This window comes from Actinacidiphila paucisporea, assembly GCF_900142575.1.
Lineage (GTDB): Bacteria > Actinomycetota > Actinomycetes > Streptomycetales > Streptomycetaceae > Actinacidiphila > Actinacidiphila paucisporea.
Genome location: NZ_FRBI01000005.1, coordinates 22,598 through 47,502, shown reverse-complemented (window position 1 = coordinate 47,502; position 24,905 = coordinate 22,598). Strand labels below are relative to the sequence as shown.

23 protein-coding genes and 2 pseudogenes are annotated in these 24,905 nt (G+C 72.7%); 15 read left to right on the top strand and 10 right to left on the bottom strand.

The window, feature by feature from the left end; translation table 11 throughout:
• Nucleotides 1-3 precede the first annotated feature (3 nt).
• Nucleotides 4-426 (bottom strand): RbsD/FucU domain-containing protein, encoded by a 423-nt coding sequence (locus BUE44_RS09935; RefSeq protein ID WP_073496305.1) that lies wholly within the window; start codon nt 424-426, stop codon nt 4-6.
• A gap of 116 nt (nt 427-542) precedes the next feature.
• Nucleotides 543-1,478 carry a chitosanase gene (locus tag BUE44_RS09930; protein WP_073496303.1) on the bottom strand — a complete coding sequence of 312 codons (936 nt, stop codon included), beginning with the start codon at nt 1,476-1,478 and terminating at the stop codon, nt 543-545.
• A gap of 256 nt (nt 1,479-1,734) precedes the next feature.
• On the opposite strand from BUE44_RS09930, the gene BUE44_RS09925 reads away from it, so the two are divergent.
• Nucleotides 1,735-1,956, top strand: a complete 222-nt coding sequence (locus tag BUE44_RS09925; RefSeq protein ID WP_073496301.1) for a DUF2277 family protein — start codon at nt 1,735-1,737, stop codon at nt 1,954-1,956.
• Between the two features lie 15 nt (nt 1,957-1,971).
• Here the strand turns inward: BUE44_RS09925 and BUE44_RS09920 are convergent.
• The 3 genes and pseudogenes from BUE44_RS09920 to tgmC all read right to left on the bottom strand — a co-directional run.
• A pseudogene (locus tag BUE44_RS09920) lies at nt 1,972-2,157 on the bottom strand (LysE family translocator); the annotation flags it as partial.
• 154 nt (nt 2,158-2,311) lie between these two features.
• The gene (locus BUE44_RS09915; protein WP_073496298.1) at nt 2,312-3,079 is read right to left on the bottom strand and encodes an alpha/beta hydrolase family protein; all 768 of its coding nucleotides are present in this window, start codon (nt 3,077-3,079) and stop codon (nt 2,312-2,314) included.
• A 337-nt stretch (nt 3,080-3,416) separates the two neighbouring features.
• A pseudogene (gene tgmC, locus BUE44_RS09910) lies at nt 3,417-4,316 on the bottom strand (ATP-grasp peptide maturase system methyltransferase); the annotation flags it as partial.
• On the opposite strand from tgmC, the gene BUE44_RS09905 reads away from it, so the two are divergent.
• From BUE44_RS09905 to BUE44_RS09895, 3 genes are all read left to right on the top strand, one after another.
• On the top strand, nt 4,261-4,554 hold the full coding sequence (locus BUE44_RS09905) for a dihydrofolate reductase family protein (protein WP_107415675.1): 294 nt from the start codon (nt 4,261-4,263) through the stop codon (nt 4,552-4,554). The pseudogene tgmC and the gene BUE44_RS09905 overlap by 56 nt on opposite strands.
• Nucleotides 4,551-5,009 carry a deaminase gene (locus tag BUE44_RS09900; protein ID WP_235002003.1) on the top strand — a complete coding sequence of 153 codons (459 nt, stop codon included), beginning with the start codon at nt 4,551-4,553 and terminating at the stop codon, nt 5,007-5,009. The genes BUE44_RS09905 and BUE44_RS09900 overlap by 4 nt, the downstream gene beginning before the upstream one ends.
• 114 nt (nt 5,010-5,123) lie before the next feature.
• A complete protein-coding gene (locus BUE44_RS09895) occupies nt 5,124-6,134 on the top strand; it encodes an aldo/keto reductase (RefSeq protein WP_073496296.1) in 1,011 nt (336 codons plus the stop codon).
• A 42-nt stretch (nt 6,135-6,176) separates the two neighbouring features.
• Here the strand turns inward: BUE44_RS09895 and BUE44_RS09890 are convergent, their stop codons facing one another.
• Nucleotides 6,177-6,545, bottom strand: a complete 369-nt coding sequence (locus BUE44_RS09890; protein ID WP_143172492.1) for a hypothetical protein — start codon at nt 6,543-6,545, stop codon at nt 6,177-6,179.
• Between the two features lie 302 nt (nt 6,546-6,847).
• Here BUE44_RS09890 and kdpF point away from each other — a divergent pair, with 302 nt between their 5' ends.
• The 6 genes from kdpF to BUE44_RS09860 all read left to right on the top strand — a co-directional run bounded on the left by kdpF (nt 6,848) and on the right by BUE44_RS09860 (nt 12,956).
• Nucleotides 6,848-6,937: a K(+)-transporting ATPase subunit F gene (gene kdpF, locus BUE44_RS36385; RefSeq protein WP_107415667.1), complete on the top strand. Its 90-nt coding sequence runs from the start codon at nt 6,848-6,850 to the stop codon at nt 6,935-6,937.
• Nucleotides 6,938-8,602, top strand: coding sequence for a potassium-transporting ATPase subunit KdpA (kdpA, locus tag BUE44_RS09880; RefSeq protein ID WP_073496291.1), 1,665 nt, complete (start codon nt 6,938-6,940; stop codon nt 8,600-8,602). It begins immediately after the preceding gene.
• Nucleotides 8,602-10,743 carry a potassium-transporting ATPase subunit KdpB gene (gene kdpB, locus BUE44_RS09875; RefSeq protein ID WP_073496289.1) on the top strand — a complete coding sequence of 714 codons (2,142 nt, stop codon included), beginning with the start codon at nt 8,602-8,604 and terminating at the stop codon, nt 10,741-10,743. The genes kdpA and kdpB overlap by 1 nt, the downstream gene beginning before the upstream one ends.
• Nucleotides 10,744-10,779: 36 nt before the next feature.
• The gene (gene kdpC / locus BUE44_RS09870) at nt 10,780-11,412 is read left to right on the top strand and encodes a potassium-transporting ATPase subunit KdpC (protein ID WP_073496817.1); all 633 of its coding nucleotides are present in this window, start codon (nt 10,780-10,782) and stop codon (nt 11,410-11,412) included.
• Between the two features lie 73 nt (nt 11,413-11,485).
• The gene (locus BUE44_RS09865) at nt 11,486-12,469 is read left to right on the top strand and encodes an aldo/keto reductase (protein WP_073496287.1); all 984 of its coding nucleotides are present in this window, start codon (nt 11,486-11,488) and stop codon (nt 12,467-12,469) included.
• A 31-nt stretch (nt 12,470-12,500) separates the two neighbouring features.
• Nucleotides 12,501-12,956, top strand: a complete 456-nt coding sequence (locus BUE44_RS09860) for a type II toxin-antitoxin system PemK/MazF family toxin (RefSeq protein ID WP_073496285.1) — start codon at nt 12,501-12,503, stop codon at nt 12,954-12,956.
• A gap of 21 nt (nt 12,957-12,977) precedes the next feature.
• Here BUE44_RS09860 and BUE44_RS09855 read toward each other — a convergent pair whose 3' ends face one another.
• A complete protein-coding gene (locus tag BUE44_RS09855) occupies nt 12,978-14,936 on the bottom strand; it encodes an APC family permease (RefSeq protein WP_073496283.1) in 1,959 nt (652 codons plus the stop codon).
• Between the two features lie 283 nt (nt 14,937-15,219).
• Nucleotides 15,220-15,774, bottom strand: a complete 555-nt coding sequence (locus tag BUE44_RS09850) for a hypothetical protein (protein WP_235002001.1) — start codon at nt 15,772-15,774, stop codon at nt 15,220-15,222.
• A 230-nt stretch (nt 15,775-16,004) separates the two neighbouring features.
• On the opposite strand from BUE44_RS09850, the gene BUE44_RS09845 reads away from it, so the two are divergent.
• Nucleotides 16,005-16,901, top strand: a complete 897-nt coding sequence (locus BUE44_RS09845) for an aldo/keto reductase (RefSeq protein ID WP_073496280.1) — start codon at nt 16,005-16,007, stop codon at nt 16,899-16,901.
• A gap of 2 nt (nt 16,902-16,903) precedes the next feature.
• On the opposite strand, the gene BUE44_RS09840 is transcribed toward BUE44_RS09845, so the two are convergent.
• Complete coding sequence (locus BUE44_RS09840) at nt 16,904-17,596, bottom strand: response regulator (protein ID WP_073496278.1); 693 nt, start codon at nt 17,594-17,596, stop codon at nt 16,904-16,906.
• Nucleotides 17,593-18,978: a sensor histidine kinase gene (locus BUE44_RS09835; RefSeq protein ID WP_235002000.1), complete on the bottom strand. Its 1,386-nt coding sequence runs from the start codon at nt 18,976-18,978 to the stop codon at nt 17,593-17,595. The genes BUE44_RS09840 and BUE44_RS09835 overlap by 4 nt, the downstream gene beginning before the upstream one ends.
• Nucleotides 18,979-19,195: 217 nt before the next feature.
• Here BUE44_RS09835 and BUE44_RS09830 point away from each other — a divergent pair, with 217 nt between their 5' ends.
• The 4 genes from BUE44_RS09830 (at nt 19,196) to BUE44_RS39735 (ending at nt 24,845) form a co-directional block, all read left to right on the top strand.
• Nucleotides 19,196-19,963: an ABC transporter ATP-binding protein gene (locus tag BUE44_RS09830; RefSeq protein WP_200804384.1), complete on the top strand. Its 768-nt coding sequence runs from the start codon at nt 19,196-19,198 to the stop codon at nt 19,961-19,963.
• Nucleotides 19,960-22,335, top strand: a complete 2,376-nt coding sequence (locus BUE44_RS09825) for an ABC transporter permease (protein ID WP_079189631.1) — start codon at nt 19,960-19,962, stop codon at nt 22,333-22,335. The genes BUE44_RS09830 and BUE44_RS09825 overlap by 4 nt, the downstream gene beginning before the upstream one ends.
• A gap of 201 nt (nt 22,336-22,536) precedes the next feature.
• The gene (locus BUE44_RS09820; protein ID WP_073496276.1) at nt 22,537-22,830 is read left to right on the top strand and encodes a zinc-ribbon domain-containing protein; all 294 of its coding nucleotides are present in this window, start codon (nt 22,537-22,539) and stop codon (nt 22,828-22,830) included.
• Nucleotides 22,831-22,982: 152 nt separating this feature from the next.
• Nucleotides 22,983-24,845 (top strand): SpoIIE family protein phosphatase, encoded by a 1,863-nt coding sequence (locus BUE44_RS39735; RefSeq protein ID WP_079189630.1) that lies wholly within the window; start codon nt 22,983-22,985, stop codon nt 24,843-24,845.
• Nucleotides 24,846-24,905 lie beyond the last annotated feature (60 nt).

Sequence of the window (24,905 nt, the reverse complement as noted above, 5' to 3'; positions counted from 1 at the left end):
GTCTCAGGCCTGGCGGACACCGAGGGTCAGTAGCAGGTTGGCGTACGTACGCCGGTCGCCCGTGGCGATGACCAGTGCCGTGTCCGGGGCGCGGGCGGCGTCGTAGAAAGCGAAGCGGTCCAGGGGGGTGAGGGTCGGCAGGTGGGGGAGGGCGGTGCGGAAGTCGGCGAAGACGGGGGGTTCGGGGTGGTCGGGGGGCGGGGTCATGACGGTGGCGGACTCGATCGGGGCCGCGTCGGCCAGGGCGGCGAGGACCTCGGTGACCAGGAGCCGGTCGGGGGCGAGATTGAGGTAGACGCGCTGGGCGGCCGGGTTGGCGCCGGTGGTGTGCGGGTAGTGGCCGTCGCTGATCAGTACCCGGGAGCCGTGGCCCGCGGATGCCAGTGCGGCCAGAATCGTCGGGTGGGTCAGCTGGTAGCGCAGCATGGGCGGCGACTCCTCACTCGTACGGGCGTGCAGACATCGGACCTCTGCGGGCGTACGCGGAGCCTAGCAGCGGCCCGGACGCGGGATGGCGGGCGCGTCCGGGCCGCTGCCCGCCGTTACGGCAGGGTGAGGATCTGGTACGAGTCCCCGTAGGTCTTCCAGTGCAGCGGCGGGTCGAGGTTGAGGTTGCCCGCCTGGAGGAACGGGCGCTGCTCGGTGTCGACGCGGCTGGTGTCGTCGTGCGCGTCCTCGGTCTTCATCGCGGCCTTGCGGGCGTCGAGGAAGGCGTTGAGGTAGGTGGTCTCGTTGCCGCCCTGCGCCGGGGTCTTGGCCTTTTTCATCGCGGTCTTGCGGATGCCGCCGAAGCTGACGGAGTCGTCGCCGGGGCCGTGCATGACGATGGCGTCGTAGTAGATGAACTGCCCGAGGGTGCCCAGGCCGTCGGACTTGGCCTGGTTCACCGACGGGTTGAAGTAGACGCTGTCGCGCTCGTCGTTCTGCGCCTGCTGGAAGACGGTGTCCTTCGCGGCGGTCTTCCAGGCGCTGACGAAGGCCGAGCCGAGGCCCGAGTGCGAGTCGGTGCCGTTCACCCGCTCCAGTGCGGGCAGGTACTTCGCCAGCCCGTTGCCGGGTTCGAGGTCGGTGTAGTGCTGGACCAGCTCCAGCATGTCGCCGGTGCCGGAGCAGAAGCCGATGATGCCGGCGGTGTAGCCGCGGCCGTCGCCGATGTCCTCGATGTACTTGTACTGGGCCTTCCAGTCCAGCGAGGAGTTCTCGGCGGAGGAGACCAGCTCCATCGCGATCTCCTTCTTGTGCGGGTCGGCCAGGCCGGTGCCGGTGGCCGCGGGCGCCGCCGCGTTCGTACGGTGCTGCGCCGCGGCGGGGGTCGCCGCCTGGCCGCTGCCGGCGAGCGCGAGCGAGGCGCCGCCGCCGGCCAGTACGCCGGCCGCGGCGATCAGGGCGATGCGGCGGCTGGGCCGCGAGGCGCGGTGGCCGCGTCGGGTGCTGGTGGTACCAGTGGTGGCGGTGGTTCCGTGGGGGGACTGGTGCACGTGCGTCTCCGTTTCCGGCCGCGCCCGTGGCGGGGCGGCCACTGCGGTGCGTGGCTGTGCGGTTAGGAAAGGTTCCTAACCAATGGAAGGCATTGAAGCACCGGTGCCGGGTGTGAGCCAAGAGGCAGGAGCGGGCGGGTTGTTGACGTTCCGGGTCGAGCGCGGGCTTTCCGCCGGCCGAGCGCGGCCCGGCCCCCTCCCGGCGCCGGGCGGCCGACGGGGCCGGGCTGTCGGACCCGCGCGGCACACTGGAGGCATGTGCCGAAGCATCAAGACCCTGCGCCCCCCGATGACCCCCGAGGTCCACGACGAGGACATCCGCGCGGCCGCCCTGCAGTACGTACGCAAGATCTCCGGTTTCCGCGCCCCCGCGGCCCACAACCAGGAGGCCTTCGACGCGGCGGTTGACGCGGTGGCGGCCGCCACGGAGTCCCTGCTGGCCGACCTCACGGTCCGCGGCGCCCCGGCGGCGAGGTGACCGCAGGGGGCACCCTCAGCCCTCGACGGCCATCCGTATGCCGAGCAGCAGCAGGACTCCGCCGGAGACCTGCTCCAGCCGCCTGCGTACGGCCGCCCGCGAGATGACGTGCTGCAGGCGGCCGACGAACCACACGTACAGCCCGTAGTAGCCGACCTCGAAGACCGCCCACAGCGCGGCGAGGCCGATCATCGCGGGCAACCCGCGCGCGGTCTGACGAGTCCGTGCGGCGCTCGGACGGAGGGCCGCCTCATCACTCCGCGGCGGCGTCGGGGGGCTTGGAACCCGGAGCGGTGGTGGCGGACCTCGCGGTCGCGGCGTGCCCGTTCGCCGGGTGGCGCCGCGACCGGTCAGGTCAGGCCGACGCGGTGACGGCTGCGCCGAGGTGCCGGGCGAAGAAGCGGGCCGCGCTGTCGGCCTCGAACCGGGGCAACTCCTTGTGCCTGCCCGAATTCACGTGCAACGACTTCTCCGCCGAGGCGAAGGCGTCGAAGAGCGCGAGGCCCTCCTCGCGCGAGATGTGCTCGTCGTCCCACTGCATGTCGTACTCGATCGGAATCGTGATCAGCTTCGCCTTCTCGGCCAGGACGTCGGGCCAGTGCTGGCCGAAGACCGCGGCGGTGATCCTGGGCTCGGCCGCCACAAACGGAACGCCGATCGCGGTGCCCATGTTGATGCCCCAGAAGCCGACCGGCCCCGCGCCGCCGATCTCCGGGAGCTCCTGGAGGGCGTCCAGCGTCGCCCGGTATTCGGGTACGGCGAGCTGCGCCAGGTGGTCGTTGTAGCGCACGACGATCGGGCCTTCCGGCTCGCCCGCCGCCCGCGCCCGGAACAGCTCGGCGATTTCCGCCTCGTCGTGCGCCGTACGCGGCCGGTCGCCGTGCCCGGGTGCGTCGATGACGGCGACGTGGAAGCCGCAGCCGGTGACGAGGAGCCGCGCGCGTCCGGCCATCGCCGGGTGCGTCTTGTGGTTGCCGCCGCCGTGGGCCATCAGGACCAGGGGCGCGCGCTCGCCCCCAGCATGGGCCGGCGACCAGAGGACACCGGGGACACCGCCCACGGTGAAGTCGCGCTGAAGCAGGCCGTTCGACGAGGACTCGGCGGTGAACTGCAGAGAATGCACAGGTGGTGCCTTTCGGGAGTGCCCTGTTGTCGAGGCGCTCCCGGCGACACCAGCGTCAGTCGCCCGACCGTGACGGGAGGGGGAGCACCCACATGGATACAGCGTTCACGGGGTCTCACCTCCTCGGGACGGAGTCGCGGTCGAGTGCAACTTAGCAGCCCGACTGCCGTCGGCCCACCCCTTTTTCCCGCCGCCGGGGGACGACGTGGGCGGCCGGTGGCGGACCAGTCATCGGCCCGGGCCTGCCCGTCGTAGCCCGGAGTGCACTCCGTCTCGGTGGGCTCGCACGGGTCGGCGCCGATCGTGGCTCTCCGGATCGTCGTGCTGATCGCAGTCGTCACGTCAGACGGTGCTCCCACCGCAGGGCCGCTTCGTCGCCGATCCAGTAGGAGTGCGCCTCGGCGGTGACGCGGAGCCGTACCGTACCGATGCCCGATCGGCCGGAGTCCTGCCAGGCGGTGAGGGCCTGCTCGACGGCGTCCCAGAGGGCCACGGGGCCGCCCTGGCGGACGGTCCAACCGGTGGCGTCCTCCGTCAGCTCGGCGAAGGACTCCCGCTCGGGATCGAACAGGTAGTGCACCGTCCGCCCGCTGTCGGCACTCACCGCCTGGAGCGGCAGGGCGCCGGGAGCGCCGAGCTGGGCGAGGAAGGCCGGCGTCCATTCCTCCAGCAGCCGCGGCGCGATCGGCGTGCGGCGCTCGGTGTCCGCGTAGGCGGCCCGGGCGGACAGATCCCCGGCGAGCGGCGCCACGGCCTGCGAACGGGCCGGCATGAAGGAGGAACGCCCGATGATCAGGCCCTCGGCCGTCCCGTCGTCCATGACCGTGAGCCTTGCCAGACCGGTGCCGTACGGCCAGGAGCCCACTGTGGCCAGAATGGTCCCGCCGGGTCGGGTCTGCTGGACCCAGGCGTAGGGGATGCGGCGGACCGCGCAGGTCGCGATCACCTTGTCGTACGGGGCGCGGTACGGGTGGCCGAGCAGGCCGTCTCCGGTGACCGTCCAGGTCGAGTAGCCTGCCGCCTCCAGCGCGGCGTCCGCCCGGCCGGCGACGTCGGGGTCCACCTCCACACTGGTGACGTTGTCCTCGCCGAGCCGGTGGCACATCAGCGCGGTCGAATACCCGGTTCCGGTACCGATTTCGAGCACGCGGTCGCCGTCCTGGACTTCCAGGGCCTCGACCATGCTCAGGACCGTGGCCGGGACGGTGGAGGAAGAGGTCGGAAAGCCTCGGACAGGCACGTCGAGCCACACGCAGTTCCTCGCGGCGGGTCTGGCCTACGAAGTGCACCTGGCCATAGCGCCGTTGCTCGTCGGCCAGCCCGCCGCGCCCCGCTTCCTGGGCGCCGCCGACTACCCCGGCGGCTCCACCAACCGGCTGACGCTGCTCGGCACCCGCACGATCGGCGACGTGGTGCTGCTGCGATACGCGCCCAAGCCGCGCACCGAACCCGTACCCGAGGAGACGCACCCGTGACGCAGGACCCGGCCACCGACCACGCGTGGATGTCCCGCGCGATCGAGCTGTCCCGCAAGTGCCCACCTGCGGCGGGTGCCTTCAACGTCGGTGCGATCATCGTCGGCGCCGACGGCAGGGAGATCAGCAGCGGTTACAGCCGCGAGAGCGACCCGCACGTCCACGCCGAGGAGTCGGCCCTCGCCAAACTCCCGCCCGACGACCCCCGGCTGACCACCGCGACCCTTTACAGCACCCTCGAACCGTGCTCGGAGCGCCGCTCCCGCCCGCTCCCCTGCGCTCGCCTGATCGTCGCCGCCCGTATCCCCCGGGTGGTGATCGCCTGGCGCGAACCCGACCTCTTCGTCGCCGACTGCCAGGGCGTCGAGCTACTGACCGCAGCGGGAGCCGAGGTCGTGGAGATGCCCGACCTGGCGCCGTCCGCCCGCGCGGCCAACGCGCACCTGGACGTGTAGCGGCGGCTTCCGGTGACGGGCCGGGCCGGGTCTGCGGCCCGGCGGAGCCACGCAACACGGCCCGTGCCGTAGCCCTTGCCATCGAGCGCACTCCAGGGTGTTGTCTTGGCCGCTATGGAATACACCCAGCTGGGCCGCACCGGCCTCAAGGTCGGCCGTGTCGTGCTCGGGACGATGAATTTCGGCTCGGAGACCGACGAGGGTACCGCGCACGCGATCATGGACGCCGCACTGGGCGCCGGGGTGAACTTCTTCGACACCGCGAACATCTACGGCGACGAGGGCCGCAAGGGGCTCACCGAGGAGGTGCTCGGCGGCTGGTTCGCCAAGGGCGGCGGGCGGCGGGACAAGGTCGTGCTGGCCACCAAGCTCTACGGCAACATGACCAACGACGGCACCTCCTGGCGCGAGCAGTCCTGGCCCAACCACGACCACCTCTCGGCGCTGAACATCCGGCGCGAGGTCGAGGCGAGCCTGCGTCGGCTGGGCACCGACCACATCGACGTCTACCAGTTCCACCACGTCGACCGGGCCACGCCCTGGGACGAGATCTGGCAAGCCGTCGACGTCCTGGTCGCCCAGGGCAAGATCCTCTACGCCGGGTCGAGCAACTTCGCCGGCTGGCACATCGCCCAGGCCAACGAGGCGGCGCGCAGGCGCAATTCGCTCGGGCTGGTCAGCGAGCAGTGCTTCTACAACCTCGCTCAGCGCACCGCCGAGATGGACGTCATCCCGGCGGCGCAGGCGTACGGCCTCGGCGTCATCCCCTGGTCGCCCCTGAACCAGGGGCTGTTGGGCGGCGCACTGCGCAAGGAACGCGAGGGCGGCGGTTCCCGGACGTCGACCGGCCGCTCGGCGGCGGGCCTCGCGGACCCGGCGGTCCGCGCGAAGGTGCAGGCGTACGAGGACCTGTGCGACGAGCACGGCCTGGAGCCCGGCGAGGTCGCCCTGGCCTGGCTGCTCACCCGTCCCGGTGTGACCGCCCCGATCGTCGGCCCCCGCACCCCGGCCCACCTGACCTCGGCGCTGCGCGCCCTCGACCTTGACCTGTCCGACGGACTGCCGGCCGAACTCGACGGCATCTTCCCTGGCCCCGGTCCGTCACCGGAGGCCTTCGCCTGGTAGGAACGGCCTGCGTCGAGGGGTGCGCCCGGCCGGGCACACCCCTCACGTGCGCGGGTGGTCGTACAGGTGTTCGGTACGGTCGATCACCGAGCACAGGGCCACCCGCTGGCCAGGCGTGAGGTGCCCGGCGAGGGCGGCGTCGGCGATGTGGGCCTGGAGCAGCAGGTCGTGCGAGTCCATGAAGGTGACGCCCGGGAGCGCGCGGACCAGGCCAGAGACGCGGATGCCTGCCGCGTCGGTGTCCCCGGAGACGGCACGGCGCAGCACGCGGTAGAGGCCGATGGGGCCCTCGGCGGCCACCTCGCTGAGAACCAGGGCGCGGCGGTGGTCGGCCTCGGAGTCGGAATGGGTGTCCTCCAACGGGGTCAGCGGCTCCTGCATCGGTGATCGCCGCGTTCCGAACCGTGTCATCGTCGCACCTCCGCCCGTTTTGCCCTCATTCCTCACCATGTTCGAGCGTACGCCCACCCCCCGCGGCCGCAAACCGTCAAGGGCACGTCAATGGCGGCGCCTCCCGCGCAAGGGAAGCGTCAACGAACGCGGCCGCACGCCGGTGCGGGGTGACCGTATGGGACAGGGCCGCAGCGGCCCCGTCAGCCGTATCCGTACGTCACCACCTGGGGTGCCACCGACATGTCCGATCTCGTGTTCATCACCGTGACGATCGCGGTCTTCGCCGTGCTCGCACTCGTCGCCAGGGGGGTCGGGCGGCTGTGAGCGTGGAAAACGCCGTCGGCCTCGTCGTGGCCTGCTGCCTGCTCGGCTATCTCGTGCTGGCCCTGATCTTCCCGGAGAAGTTCTAGATGAACGACACTCTCGCGGGCTGGCTCCAGATCACCGTGCTGATCGCGGCGCTGGCGCTGACCTACCGCCCGCTGGGCGACTACATGGCCCGTATCCTCACCGCGGGCAAGCACCTGGCGGTGGAGAAGGTCCTCTACCGGCTCGGCGGCGTCGACGCCGAGGCCGACCAGCAGTGGGGCGCGTACCTGCGCAGCGTGCTGGCCTTCTCCGCGGTCTGCGTCCTGTTCCTCTACGGCTTCCAGCGGCTGCAGAACCACCTGCTGCTGTCGCTGGGCTTCGCGCCGGTCAAGGCCGACCAGGCGTTCAACACCGCCGCCTCCTTCGTGACGAACACCAACTGGCAGTCGTACAGCGGTGAGGTCACGATGGGCCACCTGGTCCAGATGGCCGGTCTCGCGGTGCAGAACTTCGTGTCGGCCGCGGTGGGGATCGCGGTGGTGGCCGCGCTGATCCGCGGCTTCACCCGCAGGCGCACCGACCGGGTGGGGAACTTCTGGGTCGACCTGACGCGGGTCGTGGTGCGGCTGCTGCTGCCGATGGCGTTCGTCTTCGCGATCGTGCTGGTCGCGACGGGCGCGGTGCAGAACTTCCACGGCATCCACGAGATCGGCACCCTGGTCGGCGACAAGCAGGCGCTGACCGGCGGCCCGGTGGCCTCGCAGGAGGCCATCAAGGAGCTGGGCACCAACGGCGGCGGCTTCTACAACGCCAACTCCGCCCACCCCTTCGAGAACCCCGACGGGACCAGCAACCTCCTGGAGATCTACCTCCTGCTGGCCATCTCGTTCTCGCTGCCGCGCACCTTCGGCAGGATGGTCGGCGACCACCGGCAGGGCTACGCGGTCCTCGCCGTGATGGGCCTGATCTGGGCCGCCTCGGTCGCGCTGATCACGGTCAACGAGCTGCACAGCGTGAGCAGCACCGCGGGCCACTCGGCCGGCGGGATGCTGGAGGGCAAGGAGCAGAGATTCGGCATCTGGGCCTCGGCCCTCTTCGCCGCCTCCACGACACTGACCTCGACCGGTGCGGTGAACTCCTTCCACGACTCGTTCTCGCCCGGCGGCGGCGGGATGACGATCTTCAACATGATGCTCGGCGAGATCGCCCCCGGCGGCACCGGCTCGGGCCTCTACGGCATCCTCGTGCTGGCGGTCATCGCGGTCTTCGTGGCCGGCCTGATGGTCGGCCGCACTCCCGAATACCTCGGCAAGAAGCTGGGCGCGCGGGAGATGAAGTTCGCCTCCCTCTACATCCTGGCCACCCCCGCGATCGTGCTGATCGGCACGGGGACGGCGATGTCGCTCAAGGGCGAGCGCGCCTCGATGCTCAACTCCGGGCCGCACGGCTTCTCCGAGGTGCTGTACGCCTTCACCTCCGCGGCCAACAACAACGGCTCCGCCTTCGCCGGCATCGGCGTCAACACCCACTGGTACAACACCGCGCTGGGACTGGCGATGCTCTTCGGCCGCTTCCTGCCGATCATCTTCGTGCTGGCGCTGGCCGGTTCGCTGGCCCGACAGCAGCCGGTCCCGGTCACCGCGGGGACGCTGCCCACCCACCGGCCGCAGTTCGTCGGCCTGCTGACCGGCGTCATCGTGATCGTCGTCGGCCTCACCTATTTCCCCGCGCTCGCGCTGGGTCCGCTCGCGGAAGGTCTGCACTGATGTCCCTGACCACCGACCGGCCGCAGCCGGTCCCGTCCGGCGGCGGGGCCGCCGCCCGGCAGCAGGAGCCGCACCGCGTCTCCGGCGGGCTGCTCGACCCGAAGCAGCTGCTCACCTCACTTCCCGGCGCGTTCGGCAAGCTCGACCCGCGGATCATGGTCAAAAACCCGGTGATGTTCGTGGTCGAGGTCGGCGCCGTGCTGACCACGGCCTCGGCGGTCAAGGACCCGGGGGTCTTCCCCTGGGTGATCACCGTGTGGCTGTGGCTGACCGCGGTCTTCGCCAACCTCGCCGAGGCCGTCGCCGAGGGGCGCGGCAAGGCGCAGGCCGAGACGCTGCGCAAGACCAGGACCGAGACCGTCGCCCGCCGCCTGGTCGGCTGGCGGCACGGCGACAGCGCGCCCGCCGAGGAGCCGGTGCCCGCGGCGGGGCTGCGGCTCGGCGACCACGTCGTGGTCGAGGCCGGCCAGGTCATCCCCGGCGACGGCGACGTCGTCGAGGGCATCGCGTCGGTCGACGAGTCGGCGATCACGGGCGAGTCCGCGCCCGTCATCCGCGAGTCCGGCGGCGACCGCTGCGCCGTCACCGGCGGGACGAGGGTGCTGTCCGACCGGGTCGTCGTCAAGATCACCTCGAAGCCGGGCGAGACCTTCATCGACCGCATGATCGCCCTGGTCGAGGGCGCCTCCCGGCAGAAGACGCCCAACGAGATCGCGCTGAACATCCTGCTCGCCTCGCTGACCGTGGTCTTCCTGCTGGCTGTCGTCACCCTCCAGCCGCTGGCGGTCTACGCCGGGGCCGAGCAGTCGCTCGTCGTCCTGGTGGCGCTGGTGGTCGCGCTGATCCCGACCACGATCGGCGCGCTGCTGTCCGCGATCGGCATCGCGGGCATGGACCGGCTGGTGCAGCGCAACGTCCTGGCGATGAGCGGGCGCGCGGTCGAGGCCGCGGGCGACGTCACCACCCTGCTGCTGGACAAGACCGGCACCATCACCCTCGGCAACCGCCAGGCCGCCGCTTTCCTGCCGGTCGCCGGTGTCACCATCGACGAACTCGCCGACGCCGCCCAGCTCGCCTCGCTGTCCGACGAAACCCCCGAGGGCCGCTCGGTGGTGGTGCTGGCCGAGGAGAGGTACGGCCTGCGGGGGCGGCAGCCGGGTGGGCGCGCCGAGTTCGTGCCCTTCACCGCGCAGAGCCGGATGAGCGGCGTCGACCTGGCCGAGGACGGCGACCGGCGGGAGCTGCGCAAGGGTGCGGCCTCCGCAGTCCTGCACTGGATCGAGGAGAACGGCGGCCACCCCACGGCCGACGTCGGCCCGATGACCGACGCCATCGCGGCCGGCGGCGGCACCCCGCTGGTCGTCGGCGAGGTGGTGCACCGCGACGGCCGGACAACCGCGACCGTGCTGGGCGTCATCCACCTCAAGGACGTCGTCAAAGCCGGGATGCGGGAGCGCTTCGGGGAGCTGCGCCGGATGGGCATCCGCACGGTGATGATCACCGGCGACAACCCGCTGACGGCCGAGGCCATCGCGCAGGAGGCGGGCGTGGACGACTTCCTCGCCGAGGCCACCCCCGAGGACAAGATGGCGCTGATCAAGCGCGAGCAGGCCGGCGGCAAGCTGGTCGCGATGACCGGCGACGGTACGAACGACGCGCCCGCGCTGGCCCAGGCGGACGTCGGCGTGGCCATGAACACCGGCACCTCGGCCGCGAAGGAGGCCGGGAACATGGTGGACCTGGACTCCGACCCCACCAAGCTCATCGAGATCGTCGAGATCGGCAAGCAGCTGCTCATCACCCGGGGGGCGCTCACGACCTTCTCGATCGCCAACGACGTCGCGAAGTACTTCGCGATCATCCCCGCGATGTTCGCGGTGGCCTACCCGGGCCTGGACAAGCTCAACGTCATGGGCCTGCACAGCCCGACCTCCGCGATCGCCTCGGCGATCATCTTCAACGCGCTGATCATCATCGGGCTGATCCCGCTGGCGCTGCGCGGGGTGCGCTACCGGCCCTCGTCGGCCTCGAAGCTGCTGGGCCGCAACATCCGCGTCTACGGAATCGGCGGGCTGGTCCTGCCCTTCGCCGGCATCAAACTCATCGACCTGGTCATCCAGTTCGTCCCCGGACTGCGCTGATCCGGCGGACCCGATCCACGAAAGAAGGTGTTCGACATGGCCCACTCCCTCCGCCCGGCCGTCCGCCGCCACCTGTCGGCGCTGCGGATGCTGCTGGTGCTCACCGTGATCACCGGCGTGCTCTACCCGCTGGCCGTCACCGGTGTCGCCCAGGCGGCCTTCCCCCACCAGGCCAACGGCTCGGTGGTGACCCGGGACGGCAAGGCCGTCGGCTCCAGCCTGCTGGGCCAGAGCTTCGACCTGCCGAAGAAGAACCCGGACGACGCCGGTGAGGCGGCGAGGCCGGACCCGAGGTTCTTCCAGCCGCGCCCCTCGGCGGGTGCGTACGACCCGCTGGCCTCGGGCGCGTCCAACCTCGGGCCGAACGACCCGGGCCTGGTCAAGGCGATCGCCCAGCGCCGCGCGGCTGTCGCCGCCTTCGACGGCGTACGCCCGCAGGACGTCCCCGCGGACGCCCTGACGGCCTCGGGCTCCGGCCTCGACCCGGACGTCTCCACCGCCTACGCCTATGAGCAGGTGAACCGGGTCGCCGAGGCCCGTGGCCTGCCGGTCGCCGACGTCCGCGCACTGGTCGCGGACCACGTCCACGGCCGCGACCTCGGCTTCCTCGGCGAGCCCCGGGTCAACGTCCTCGACCTGAACCGGGCGTTGGACGGCCTGTCCGGCTGAGCCCGGACGGCCGGCAGGCTCCCGGTCCCGCCCGGCACGGGGCGGTACCGGGAGCCGTCGTAGCATCGAGGCCATGGAACAGCGCGTACTGGGCAGGACCGGCAAGCCGGTGTCCGTCGTCGGCCTCGGCACTTGGCAGCTCGGCGCCGACTGGGGTGACGTGAAGGAGGCCGACGCGATCGCGGTGCTGGACGCCGCCGTCGCGTCGGGCGTGACCTTCTTCGACACCGCGGACGTCTACGGAGACGGCCGCAGCGAGCAGCTGATCGGCCGCTACCTCAAGGACCGGCCGGACGCCGGGATCTTCGTCGCCACCAAGATGGGCCGCCGTGCCGAGCAGCGCCCCGAGAACTACACCCTCGACAACTTCCGCGCGTGGAACGATCGTTCCCGCGCCAACCTGGGCGTCGACACCCTCGACCTGGTGCAGCTGCACTGCCCGCCCACCGCCGTCTACGACTCCGACGCGCTCTACGACGCCCTCGACACGATGGTGGCCGAGCAGCGCGTCGCCGCCTACGCGGTCAGCGTCGAGACCTGCGAGGAGGCGCTCGCGGCCATCGCCCGCCCCGGTGTGGCGAGCGTGCAGATCATCCTCAACCCCTTCCGGCTCAAGCCGCTGGAGCAGGTGCTGCCCGCGGCCGGGCGGGCCGGCGTCGGCATCATCGCCCGGGTGCCGCTGGCGTCCGGGCTGCTCACCGGCAAGTACACCCGGGACACCGTCTTCGCCGCCGACGACCACCGCGCGTACAACCGGCACGGCGAGGCCTTCGACCAGGGCGAGACCTTCTCCGGTGTCGACTACGAGACCGGCCTGGAGGCCGCGGTGGAATTCGGCGGCCTCGCTCCGGAGGGCGCGACCCCCGCGCAGACCGCGCTGCGCTGGATCATCCAGCAGCCCGGCGTGACGTCGGTGATCCCCGGTGCCCGCTCCGTCGAGCAGGCCAGGGCCAACGCGGCCGCCGCCGCCCTGCCCGAGCTGCCGCCCGCCGTGCTCGACGGCGTACGCGACCTGTACGACCGGCGGATCCGGGCCCAGGTGCACCACCGCTGGTGACGGCCCGACGCGGCCCGGTAGCGTCGGGGCCGTGACGACCTTCACCGACAGCCACCACCCCGAGTCCCCCGGCGCCACCGGCCCGTACGCCACCACCGACGCCGACCCGCACGAGGTGGGCCGGGTGCGTACCGCCTACGCCCCGGCCCACGACGGCGACCCCGACCCGGGTGAGATCGTCTGGACCTGGGTGCCCTTCGAGGAGAACGACGGCCGCGGCAAGGACCGCCCGGTCCTGGTGGTGGCCCGCGAGGCGGCCGGCACCCTGCTGGCCGTCCGGCTCTCCAGCAAGCGCCACGACCACGACCGCGAGTGGGTCGCGATCGGCGCGGGCCCCTGGGACCGCGAGGGGCGCGACTCCTGGGTCGACGTCGACCGGGTGCTGCGCCTGCACGAGCAGGGCATGCGCCGCGAGGCCTGCGCCCTGGACCGCGGCCGCTTCAACCTGGTGGTCAACCGGCTCAAGGAGCTGTACGGCTGGCGCTGACGCGCCGGTGCCGCCCCGGCGTCAGCCGACGTGCACCTTCGGGCGGCGGGACCGGTCGGGTTCCGCCTCCCGCAGCACCTCCCGGGTGACCGGGGCGACCTCGCCGTGGCCGAAGAGGAGGAAGCGCAGGAAGTTCGCGTACGGGCTGCCCTCGGTCCACTCGAAGTAGACGTGCGGCTTGCACCCGGTGACGTCCCGTACGTGCAGCAGCAGCGCGGCCAGCGCGTTGGGCACCGACGAGCTCTCCAGCGACAGCACCCGGTAGCGCCCGTGCAGCACCTGGCCGCGTACGGTCAGCGCCGACTCGAACTCCGACGCGTCCATGATGGTGACCTCCACCAGGACCAGGTCGTCCTCGGCCGGGATGTCGTTGTCCAGCCGGATCTGGGCGAGCTTCTCGCGGTATTCGGCGGCGTCCCGCAGCCCCGGCTCGTTGGCGACGAAGCGGACCCTGCGGGTGGCGATGTCCCGCACGAAGCGCTCGGCCATCGGGTCCAGCCGCACGCTGGTCACCCGCAGCTCGAAGGCGCGGGCCAGCCGGGACAGGAACGACACCAGCATGATGCCCGCGATGAAGCAGGCGCCGATCTTGACACCGTCCGGCCGCTCCACGACGTTGACCACGGTCGTGTAGAGGAACACCACCGCGATCACGCCGAAGCCGACGGTCCACCGCCGCTGCCGCGCCTTGCGGGCCGCGATGGTCACCGCGATGGCCGCGGAACTCATCAGCACCAGCACACCGGTCGCGTACGCGCCGCCCTGCTTGTCGACGCTGGCGTCGAAGATCCACGTCACCAGGAAGGCGACCAGCGTGAAGACCAGCACCATCGGCCGCACCGCGCCCGCCCAGTGCGGCGCCATGCCGTAGCGCGGCAGATAGCGCGGCATCAGGTTGAGCAGGCCCGCCATCGCCGAGGCGCCGGCGAACCAGAGGATGGCGATGGTGGAGAAGTCGTAGACCGTGCCGAAACCCGAGCCCAGGTACTGGTGCGCCAGATAGGCCAGCGCGCGGCCGTTGGCCGGGCCGCCCGCCTCGAAGTCCGCCTTCGGGATCAGCACGGTGGTCAGGAAGCTGGTCGCGATCAGGAAGACGCTCATGATCAGCGCGGCGGTCGTCAGCAGCTTCTTGGTGTCGCGGATCCGCCCCGCCGGATGCTCCTCGGTGTCGTCGGCGCCGCCCTTGACGTGCGGCATCACCGCGACACCGGTCTCGAAGCCGGACATGCCGAGCGCCAGCTTGGGGAAGATCAGCAGCGACACGCCGATCATCACGAAGACGTTGCCGCGCTCCACGGTCAGCCCGTGCGTCCAGTCCGTCACCAGGTGTGCGGCGGTCAGCACGTGCCACAGGCCGTCCACCACCACGACCACGTTCAGCGCCAGATAGATCCCGACCAGGACCACGGCCACCCCGACGGCCTCCAGGAAGCCCTTCAGGAAGACCGCGCCCAGCAGGGCGATCAGGCCCAGCGTGATCACCATCTGGTGGCCGCCGAGACTGGACGTGAAGTGCGGGTTCTCCACCAGGTGGGTCGAGGCGTCCGCCGCGGACAGGGTGATGGTGATCAGGAAGTCGGTGGCCGCGAAGCCCAGCAGGGCCAGCACGAACAGCTTGCCCTGCCAGAACGACAGCAGTCGCTCCAGCATCGACACCGAGCCCGCTCCGTGCGGGCTCTCCTCCGCCACCCTGCGGTAGACCGGCAGCGCGCCCGCGAGCGTCACGATCACCAGCACGATCGTCGCGATCGGCGACAGCAGCCCGGCGGCGAGCGCCGCGATGCCCGGTTGGTAGCCGAGGGTGGAGAAGTAGTCGACACCGGTCAGGCACATCACCCGCCACCAGCGCTGCCCCTGGTGTGCGGGCTGCTGCCTGCCCTCGCTGCCCGGCTCCTGGTGCTGGTGCCTGGCCATGTCGGACAGGCCCTCGAGCAACCACGAACGGAACCTGCCGCGTTCCGTCCCGGCGGTGGTGGCCATGGACCGTGCTCCTGTCGTGCGGCGCCGTCGCCGGGCGACAAGGCGTGGTGAAGCAGGCCGCCCGACGAAGGACGGCCTGGCAGCGTACGCAACCTGGTCACCGTCGACCGTGCGCGCCACCGCACCCCCACGGCATGGTCCGGCCGCGGGAGAACAGGTGCGGGAGCCTCGGTCAGCGTGCGGCGCCCGGGCTGTCCGCGGGGCGCCGCACGACTTTTCTCTACGCGTTCTTAACGCCGGCGGCCGTTCCCTGACGCCGCCGGGTCTTCCGCCACGGCCGAGGTCACGCCTCGGCGGCGGTCTTCCCGTCCTCGGCGGCCTTCCCGCCTTCGGCGGCCTCGGCTACGGCCCCGGCCTCGTCGTCCTGTGCCGCGACCGCCTCGTCCTCCGGTTCCTCGAAGTGCTCGTCCAGTACGGCGTCCAGCTCGGCCGTCCAGGTCTTCAGCAGGCCGCGGGACTTCGCCTCGACATGCGCCTCGAACCAGCGGCGCGGGCCCGTGTAGACGGTCACCACGAACCGCTTGCTGAAACGCGGCGTGTCGATCTCGACCGCGCCGATCTCGTCCCAGGTGAAGTCGGCCTCCTCGCCGTCCAGCCGGAAGACGATGCCGACCCGGTCGGCCAGGATCGTCGCGCGGCGGTCCGAGATCTCGAAGAGCGGCTCGCCGCGGTCCTCGTCCTCGTCCTCCTCCTCGGCCGCCGTTTCCGGCTCTGCCGCGGGGGCCGCGACGACCTCTTCCGCGACCTCGGCCGCGGCCTCCTCGGGCGGGGCATCCTCGGCCGGTTCCGAGGCTTTCACCTCGTCCGCGGCAGGACGCGGGGGCAGGAGACCTGGCACGAATGCCGGATCGGTCCCTGCGGGGTGTATCGCCGGTGTGATCGAACCTGTGCGCTGCTCCACGGCGGGCAGTATGGCCGATAAACCTGTGCTGTCAACAGCCGCCCCCGCCGGGGAGCTTCACCGAACCGGCGTTCGGACGACCGCGGGCCGCGGCCTCGGGCCGGAAATACCGGAGGCGCGCAGGCCCTAGTGTTCGTCACGCCAGTACACCTCCCGAGGAGCTCGACATGCCAGAGACCACACCCCGCACCACCGCGACAGCGGCTTCTGCTTCGGCTTCTGCTTCGGGGAGCTTCCTGCTCGGCGGGGACCTGCCCGTGACCCGGCTCGGCTACGGGACGATGCAGCTGACCGGGCCGGGAGTCTGGGGGGACCCGCGGGATCCGGACGAAGCCGTGCGGGTGCTGAAGCGCACCTCCGAGCTGGGGATCAACTTCATCGACACCGCCGACGCCTACGGCCCCTTCACCGCCGACCTGCTGCTCCGCAAGGCCCTGCACCCCTACGCCGACGACCTGGTCATCGCCACGAAGGCCGGCTTCTCCCGCCCGGCCCCCGGGCAGTGGGTGCCGATCGGGCGCCCGGAGTATCTGCGGCAGCAGGTCGAGCTGAGCCTGCGCCACCTCGGCGTCGAGCGCATCGACCTGCTCCAGCTGCACCGCATCGACCCGAAGGTGCCGGTCGCCGAGCAGGTCGGCGAGCTGGCCGCGCTCCAGCGAGAGGGCAAGATCCGGCACATCGGGCTGAGCGAGGTGACCGTCGCCGAGATCGAGGAGGCCGCGGCCACCGCGACCATCGTCTCGGTCCAGAACCGCTTCAACCTCGCCGACCGCGCCGCCGAGGGCGTACTCGCCTATGCCGAGGCGCAGGGCATCGCCTTCATCCCGTGGTTCCCGCTGGCCACCGGGGCGCTTGCCGGCTCCGACAGCCCGCTGACCCGGATCGCCGCCGACCACGGTGCGGCCCCCTCCCAGCTGGCCCTCGCCTGGCTGCTGCGCCGGTCCCCGGTCATGCTGCCGATCCCCGGCACCTCGTCGGTGGCGCACCTGGAGGAGAACACCGCCGCCGCGGGCCTCGTCCTGACCGACGAGGAATTCCAGGCGCTGGAGGACGCCGCCGGCTGAGGTCAGGGGCGCTGGGTGGTGCCCGGGGTGATGAGGCCGGACTCGTAGGCGGCGACGACCGCCTGCGCGCGGTCGCGCAGCGCCAGTTTGGAGAGGATCCGGGTGACGTGCGTCTTGACGGTCGCCTCGCTCACCCCCAGGGCCCGCGCCAGCTCCGCGTTGCTGAGGCCGCCCGCCAGCATGCGCAGGACCTCCAGCTCGCGCGGTGTCAGCGCCGCGAGGTCGCGGTGGACGGTGGAGGCGCCGCGGCCGCCCGCGGCGGCGAAGCGCTCGACCAGGCGCCGGGTGATCGCGGGGGCGAGGAGCGCGTCGCCGGCGCGGACCAGGCGGACCGCGGCGACGAGGTATTCGGGCGTGACGTCCTTGAGCAGGAAGCCGCTCGCCCCCGCCGCCAGCGCCGCGTAGACGTAACTGTCGAGGTCGAAGGTCGTCAGGATGACGATGCGCGGCTCGTCCGCGGTGCGGCCGGTGAGGATGCGCCGGGTCGCTTCGAGGCCGTCGAGCCCCGGCATGCGGATGTCCATCAGGACCAGGTCGGGCCGGGTGCGGCGTACCGCGTCGACGGCCTGCTCGCCGTCGGCGGCCTCGGCGACGACCTCGATGCCCGCCGCGGTGAGGATCATGCGGAAGCCGGTGCGGACCAGGCCCTGGTCGTCGGCGATGACGACCCGCAGGGGCGGTGGCTGCGTGTTCATGCGTCTCCTACCGGGATGACGGCCCGGACCCGGTAGCCACCGGTCATACGGCGTCCCGCGTCGAGGGTGCCGCCGTAGACGGCGAGGCGCTCGCGCAGGCCCATGAGGCCGCGGCCGTTGCCGGTGCCGGCGGACGGGGAGGGGGCGCCGCCGGTGTCGGCGACCTCGACGCGGACCTCGCCGGGCAGGTAGTCGACGGTGATGGTGACGCTCGCTCCCGAGGCGTGCTTGACGGTGTTGGTGAGGGCTTCCTGCGCGACGCGGTAGGCGGCCAGGTCGACGCCCGCGGGCAGCGGGACGGGGGCGCCGGTGACGGTGAGGTCGACCGGGACGCCGGTGCCGCGCACCCGCTCGGCCAGCACGCCGACCTGGCCGAGACCCGGCTGCGGGGCGAGGTCGGCGGTGGGGGTGTCGGAGGTCTGCGAGGTCATGGCGAGCAGGCCCATCACATGGCGCAGCTCGGACATCGCGGCCCGGCCGGCGGACTCCACGGCGAGCAGCGCCTCCCTGGCCAGCTCGGGCTGGGCGGTCAGCACGGTGCGGGCGGCGCCGGCCTGCACGGTCATCATGCTGACGTTGTGGGTGACGACGTCGTGCAGCTCGCGGGCGATCCTGGCGCGTTCCAGGTCCACCGCGAGCCGGGTCGCGGCCTCCTTGTCGGCCTCCATGGTGCGCAGCCGCTGCCGCCAGGTGTGCATGGTGTTGGCGGCGAGCCCGAGCGGCACCAGCACCACGAAGGGGACGAAGCCGGGCGTGATGCCGGGGACGTTCGACTCGTGGAGCGCCGCCATCAGAGCGCCGCCGGCGAGCAGCGCGACCGTGGTGAACCGCCGGTAGGGGCTGTAGAGGGCGGCGCTGTAGGCGGCGATGAGGCAGGCGACGAAGGTGAAGACGGTGGGGGCGTCGGCGCTGTACGGCGCCCAGGACTCCTGCTCGGCCCAGTGGAAGACCACGGTGGTGGCCAGGACCGCGGTGAAGGCCGCGGCCGGGTAGCGGCGGCGCAGCACCAGCGGCAGCGCGGTCAGTGCGGCGAGCACCAGCAGCCAGCCGGGGGCCGCGGCCAGCTCGGTGTGGCGCACTCCGGCGATGTAGGGGTATTTCAGCTGGTCGGGGCGCGGTACGGGCGGCAGCGGCGGGATCGGCGGCACGGGTCGCCCGTCGCGGCCGACGACGAAGGCGGGGCCGTCGGGCCCCGACGTGTCGGTGGCGCCGTTGGCGGTGGCGTAGACGGTGGTGGCGGCCAGGAAGACCGCGAGCGTCACGTCGGCGACCCACGCCCAGCGCGACAGCCGCTGCGGCGCGTCGGGCGCGGGCGGCGCCGGGCGCCACAGCGGTGCCAGCGCGGCCCTGATCCGGGCGGCGACCGGCTGGGTTGTCGTCACCGGCCCAGTGTGCCGGGGCCGCGTGACCTGGTACATCCCCCGGCCGACCGGTGCGGCCCCGGCGGCGTACGACTTCCGCGTACCTCTCCGGGATGACACCGTCCGCCGTCCGCCCACCGCGGTACCGGGGATCCACAGGCCGGCCGACGCGGCGCCGGACGTGCCGACCCTAGCGTCGGCCGTACCGCACAACCGGCCCGTACGGGGAGGACCCCACGTGAGCAGCAGCACGCCCATCATCGACATCCGCGAGGTGCGGAAAACCTACGACGACGGCCCCGCCGCGCTCGACGGTCTCTCGCTGACCGTACGGGCGGGCGAGGCGCTGGCGGTGCTCGGCCCCTCGGGCAGCGGCAAGTCGACGCTGCTCAACCTGATCGCGGGCCTGGACCGTCCGACCGGCGGCAGCGTCACCGTCGACGGGGTCCGGGTGGACCAGCTCGGCGAGACCGGGTCGGCCCGTTTCCGGCGGGAGCGGATCGGCATGGTCTTCCAGTTCTTCAACCTGCTCGACGACCTGACGGTGACCGACAACGTGCTGCTGCCCTCGCAGCTGGTCGGCGCGGGCCGGGCGCAGGCCAGGGCGCGGGCGGCGGAACTGCTCGACCTGCTCGGCATCGCCCGGCACGCCCGCGCCTACCCGGGCCGGCTCTCCGGCGGGGAGAGGCAGCGGGTCGCGGTCGCGCGCGCCCTGATGAACCGCCCCGCACTGCTGCTCGCCGACGAGCCGACCGGCGCCCTGGACACCGCGTCGGGCGCGGAGGTGCGCGAGCTGCTCACCGAGCTGAACGACGACGGCCAGACGATCCTGCTGGTCACGCACGACCTGGCGCTGGCGGAGGCGTGCGCGAGCCGCACGATCGAGCTGGTCGACGGGCACATCGTGCGCGACGTGGGGGGCGGCGGGACGGCCGCCCGCCCCGGCCGGGGACACGGCGGCCACGCGGACGGCACGGCCGGCGGGTCCGCGGCGGTGGCGCGGTGAGCGCGCTAGGGAAGGTCGTACGGGCCGGGGTCGGGCGGCGGCGGGTGCAGACCGTCGTCATGGTGCTGACCACGATGACGGCGGTCACCGCCTCGATCATGGCGGGCGGCCTGGTGGTCGCCTCGCGGGCACCCTTCGACCACGCCTTCGCCGAGCAGCACGGCGCGCACCTGACGGGCCGATTCGACGGCACGAAGGCGACCGGGGCCCAGATCGCCGCGACCGCGCACACCGCCGGGGTGACCGCCGCGGCCGGACCCTTCGCCGTCGTCTCGGCGTCCCCGCGGTTCGCCTCGGACGGGATGGTCATGGAGGGCCTGCCGCCGCTGACGATCGCGGGCCGCGCGGCCGGGGGCGGCCCGGTCGACGCGGTCACGCTCGACCAGGGCCACTGGGTCACCGGGCCCGGGCAGATCGTGCTCACCAAGGCGGAGGACGGGCCCGTCATGGGCCGGGTCGGCGGCACCGTCAGCTTCCCCGGACTGCCGGGCAAGCCGTCGCTGACGATCGTCGGCCTCGCGCGGTCGGTCAGCAGGACCGCGGACGCGTGGGTCGCGCCCGCCGAGATCCCCGCGCTGACCGGGCCTCGCGCCACACCCTCGTACGAGATGCTCTACCGCTTCGCGCATGCCGGGACCGGCGCCGAGCTGTCCCGCGACAGGGACGCGCTGGCGGCCGCGGTGCCGCGCGGCGCGCTCACCGGGACGGCGTCGTACCTGGCCACCAAGCACACCGCCGACCAGGAGACGGCGACCTTCGTGCCCTTCATCGTCGCCTTCGGGGTGCTCGGCCTGGTGATGTCGGTGCTGATCATCGGCATCGTGGTCAGCGGCGCGGTCAGCGCGGGCACCCGGCGGATCGGGGTGCTCAAGTCGCTGGGCCTGACGCCGGGCCAGGTCGGCAGGGCCTACGTCGGCCAGGCGCTGATCCCCGCGACGGTCGGCACGGCCTCGGGGGTGGTGGTCGGCAACCTGGCGTCCGTACCGCTGCTGGCGCAGGCCTCCGACGCGTACGGTGCCGCGTCGCTGACCGTCGCCTGGTGGCTGGACCTCGCGGTGCCCGCGGGGGTGCTCGCGCTGGTCGTGGCGAGCGCGCTGGCCCCGGCGCTGCGGGCGGCCCGGCTGCGGACGGTCGAGGCGCTCGCGATCGGCCGCACCCCGCGGGTCGGCAGGGGCCGCCTCGCCGCCCGGCTGGCGTCCCGGCTGCCGCTGTCGCGCGCCCTGACCCTGGGCCTGGCGGGGCCCTTCGCCCGGCCCGCGCGCTCGGCGACCATCTGGGCGGCGGTCGCCTTCGGCGCGATCGGCGTGACCTTCGCCTTCGGGCTCGGCTCGTCGCTGTCGGCCATCCAGAACGGCCTCAACCGGGACGCGCCCGGCGAGGTCGCCGTCGACACCTTCGCGCCCCCGTCCGGCCCCCCGCCCGGCGGCGGCCCCTCGCACCGGCCCGCCCCCGCCGACGCGGCGGCCGTCGGCCGTGCCATCGCCGCGCAGTCCGGCACCGCCGGCTACTTCGGCACCGGCCACCAGCGGGCGACCTTCACCGGCGTGCCCGGCGCGGTCGACGTCACCACCTACCGGGGCGACTCGTCCTGGGGCGCCCTCCAGATGGTCTCCGGCCACTGGCTGGACGGCCCGCGCCAGCTCGTCGTCGGCCGCCGCTTCCTGGAAGCCGCGGGCAAACACGTCGGCGACACCGTCACCCTCGAAGGCGACGGCCGCAGCGTCCAGATGCGCATCGTCGGCGAGGCGCTGACCGTCGACGGGAGCGGCATGCGCGTCGCGGCCGACACCGCCGCCTTCACGGCCCTGGGCGCGGACACCCGCCCCGACACCTACCAGGTCCACCTGGCCCACGGCACCGACCGGGCGGCCTACCTGCGGGACCTCAACACCGCGCTGCGGCCCGTCGGCGTGACGGCCGTGGGGCAGAGCAGCCAGGTCAGCGGCACGGTTATCGCGATGGACACGATGATCGCGATGCTCACCGTGATGCTGGTGGCCGTCGCCGGCCTGGGCGTCCTCAACACGGTGGTCCTCGACACGCGCGAACGCGTCCACGACCTGGGCGTCATGAAGGCCCTCGGCATGGCCCCGCGCCAGACCGTCGCCATGGTCGTCACGTCCGTGGCCGGCATCGGCGCCGTCGCGGGCGTCGTCGGCGTCCCCCTCGGCATCGCCCTGCACGACTACGTCATCCCCGCCATGGGCACCGCGGCCGGCACCCACATCCCCCCGTCCGACCTGCACGTCTACCACCCGCTCCCGGTCCTGCTGCTCGCCCTGTCCGGCCTGGCCATCGCGGTGGCCGGCGCGCTCCTCCCGGCCACCTGGTCGGCCCGCACCTCGACGGCGTCCAGCCTGCGCACGGAATAGGGGGGTACGGCCGGCGGCCCGGTGCGCTCCTCGGCGATCCGCACCGGGCCGCGGGCCGCGCCGGCCGGCGCGGGGGCCCGCCGCGGGGGCCCGCCGCGGGGCGTGGCGGGGGAAATTCCGGTGGCGGACCCGCATATCGCCAGGTCCCCGCGGTGGGGCACACTCTCCCCAGACGGCACACCGATCCGAGGGGGAATTCACATGATCGTATTCGGCACCAAGGGATATCTGTACACCCTGGCGATGATCACGCTGGTCTGCGGGCGGTGCGGGAACCCGGCCGCGCACTCGCTCAAGAAGCGCGTCACCAAGTTCTCGCTGTTCTTCATCCCGCTGTTCCCCATCAGCACGAAGTACGTGACGCAGTGCACCTTCTGCGGCGCCGCGCAGCAGCTGTCGAAGGAGCAGGCCGACCAGCTGCTGGCCAGTGCGCAGCAGCCGCAGCAGCAGTACGGGCAGCCGGCCGTGCACGACCACCAGCACCCGACCGCCTGACAAGCCGGGCCGGACACACCCAGCGGCGCCCGGAATATCAGGCGCCCGCCTGTATTACGGTGCGATGGCGATCCGGTGCCTGCCACGGTGCGTGGGGGCGGTACGCCGGGCAGACTCGGTAGGCGGGGCGGCGTGCGCCCGGGGGCAGGGAGGTGGTTTGCGTGAGCGACAGCCCGCTGCTGTCCGTGCGCGGGGTCTCCAAGCGGTTCGGTGCGGTGCAGGCGCTGTGCGAGGTCGACCTCACGATCTACGAGGGCGAGGCGGTGGGCCTGGTCGGCAGCAACGGGGCCGGGAAGTCGACGCTGGTCCAGGTCATCGCCGGAGTGACGCAGGCGGACGTCGGGGTCGTGGAGTGGCGCGGGCGGACGGTGGACCTGCGAAGACCGCAGGACGCGCTGAAGCTGGGGATCGCCACCATCCACCAGGACCTGGCCCTGTGCGACAACCTCGACACCGTCGAGAACCTCTACCTCGGGCGCGAGTTGCGGACCCTGGGCGTGCTCAGCCAGATCAAGATGGAGAAGCGGGCCAGGACCCTGCTGGACGCGCTGTCGATCCCCATCGAGAGCCTGCGCGTGCCGGTGGCGTCGCTGTCCGGCGCGCAGCGGCAGGGGGTGGCCATCGCCCGGGCGCTGATCGGCGAACCCGAACTGATCATCCTCGACGAGCCGACGGCCGCGCTCGGGCCGCGCCAGGCCGCGCGGGTGCTTGAGCTGGTGCAGCGCCTGCGCGACCAGCACCTGGGAGTGCTGCTGGTCAGCCCGGAGGTGGACGAGGTGCGGGCGGTCGCCGACCGGATGGCGGTGCTCCGGGTCGGGCGCAACACCGGCTTCTTCGACACCAAATACACCACCCAGGAGCAGCTCGACGCGGCCATCACCGGCAACACGGCGATGGCGGTGAACCTCCAGCAGAGCCTGCTGCCGCACGGACCGCCCGACCAGAACGCGCTGGACGTCGCCTTCCGCTACCTGCCCGCGCAGGCGGGCGTCGGCGGCGACTGGTTCGACGTCATCCCGCTGGCGGGGGCGAGGGTCGCGGTGGTGGTCGGCGACATCGTCGGGCACGGCATGCACGCGGCGGCCACCATGGGGCGGCTGCGGACCGCCGTCTTCAACTTCTCGATGCTGGACCTGCCGCCCGACGACCTGCTGGCGCACCTGGACGACCTCGTCAACCGGATCGACAAGGACCAGTCGGCCGGTGCCGGGCCGCCCGGCGCCGACGCGCCGATCGCCGGCGCGACCTGCCTGTACGCGATCTACGACCCGGTCACCCGCTGCTGCCAGCTGGCCAGGGCCGGCCACCTGCCGCCCGCGCTGGTCGCCCCCGACGGCTCGGTGGAGCTGCTCGACGTGCCGGCCGGACCGCCGCTGGGCCTGGGCGGGCTGCCCTTCGAGGCGATCGAGCACCGGTTGCCCGAGGGCAGCCGGCTGGTGCTCTACACCGACGGCCTGGTCGAGGACCGCTTCAGGGACATCGACGTGGGCCTGGACCTGCTGCGGTCCGCGCTGAGCGGGACGGCGGGGCGTACGACGGAGGAGAGCTGCGACGCGGTGCTCAACGCCCTGATGCCGGCCGCGCCCACGGACGACATCGCGCTGCTGGTGGCCGAGACCCGCGCGCTGCCCGACGACTGCATCGCCCGGTGGTCCGTGCCCACCGAGCCGGCGGCGGTGGGGGCGGTACGCGAGGGGGCCGACGAGCAGCTGGCCGCCTGGGGCCTGGACGAGCTGGCGTTCACCACCGAGCTGATCCTCAGCGAGCTGATCACCAACGCGATCCGCTACGCCACCGGCCCGATCGACGTACGCCTGCTGCTGGACCGCAGCCTGATCTGCGAGGTCGCCGACACCTCGAGCACCTCCCCGCACCTGCGGTACGCCGCGACCACCGACGAGGGCGGCCGCGGCCTGTTCCTGGTCGCGCAGCTGGCCGAACGGTGGGGCACCCGCTACACCAAGGAGGGCAAGATCATCTGGGTCGAGCAGCGGCTGCCCACCGTCCGCCGCTGATCCGTCCCGGAGCCGGGCGCCGCGTCGGTCGCGGGGCCCGGATCCGGGGGTCGGGGTCGG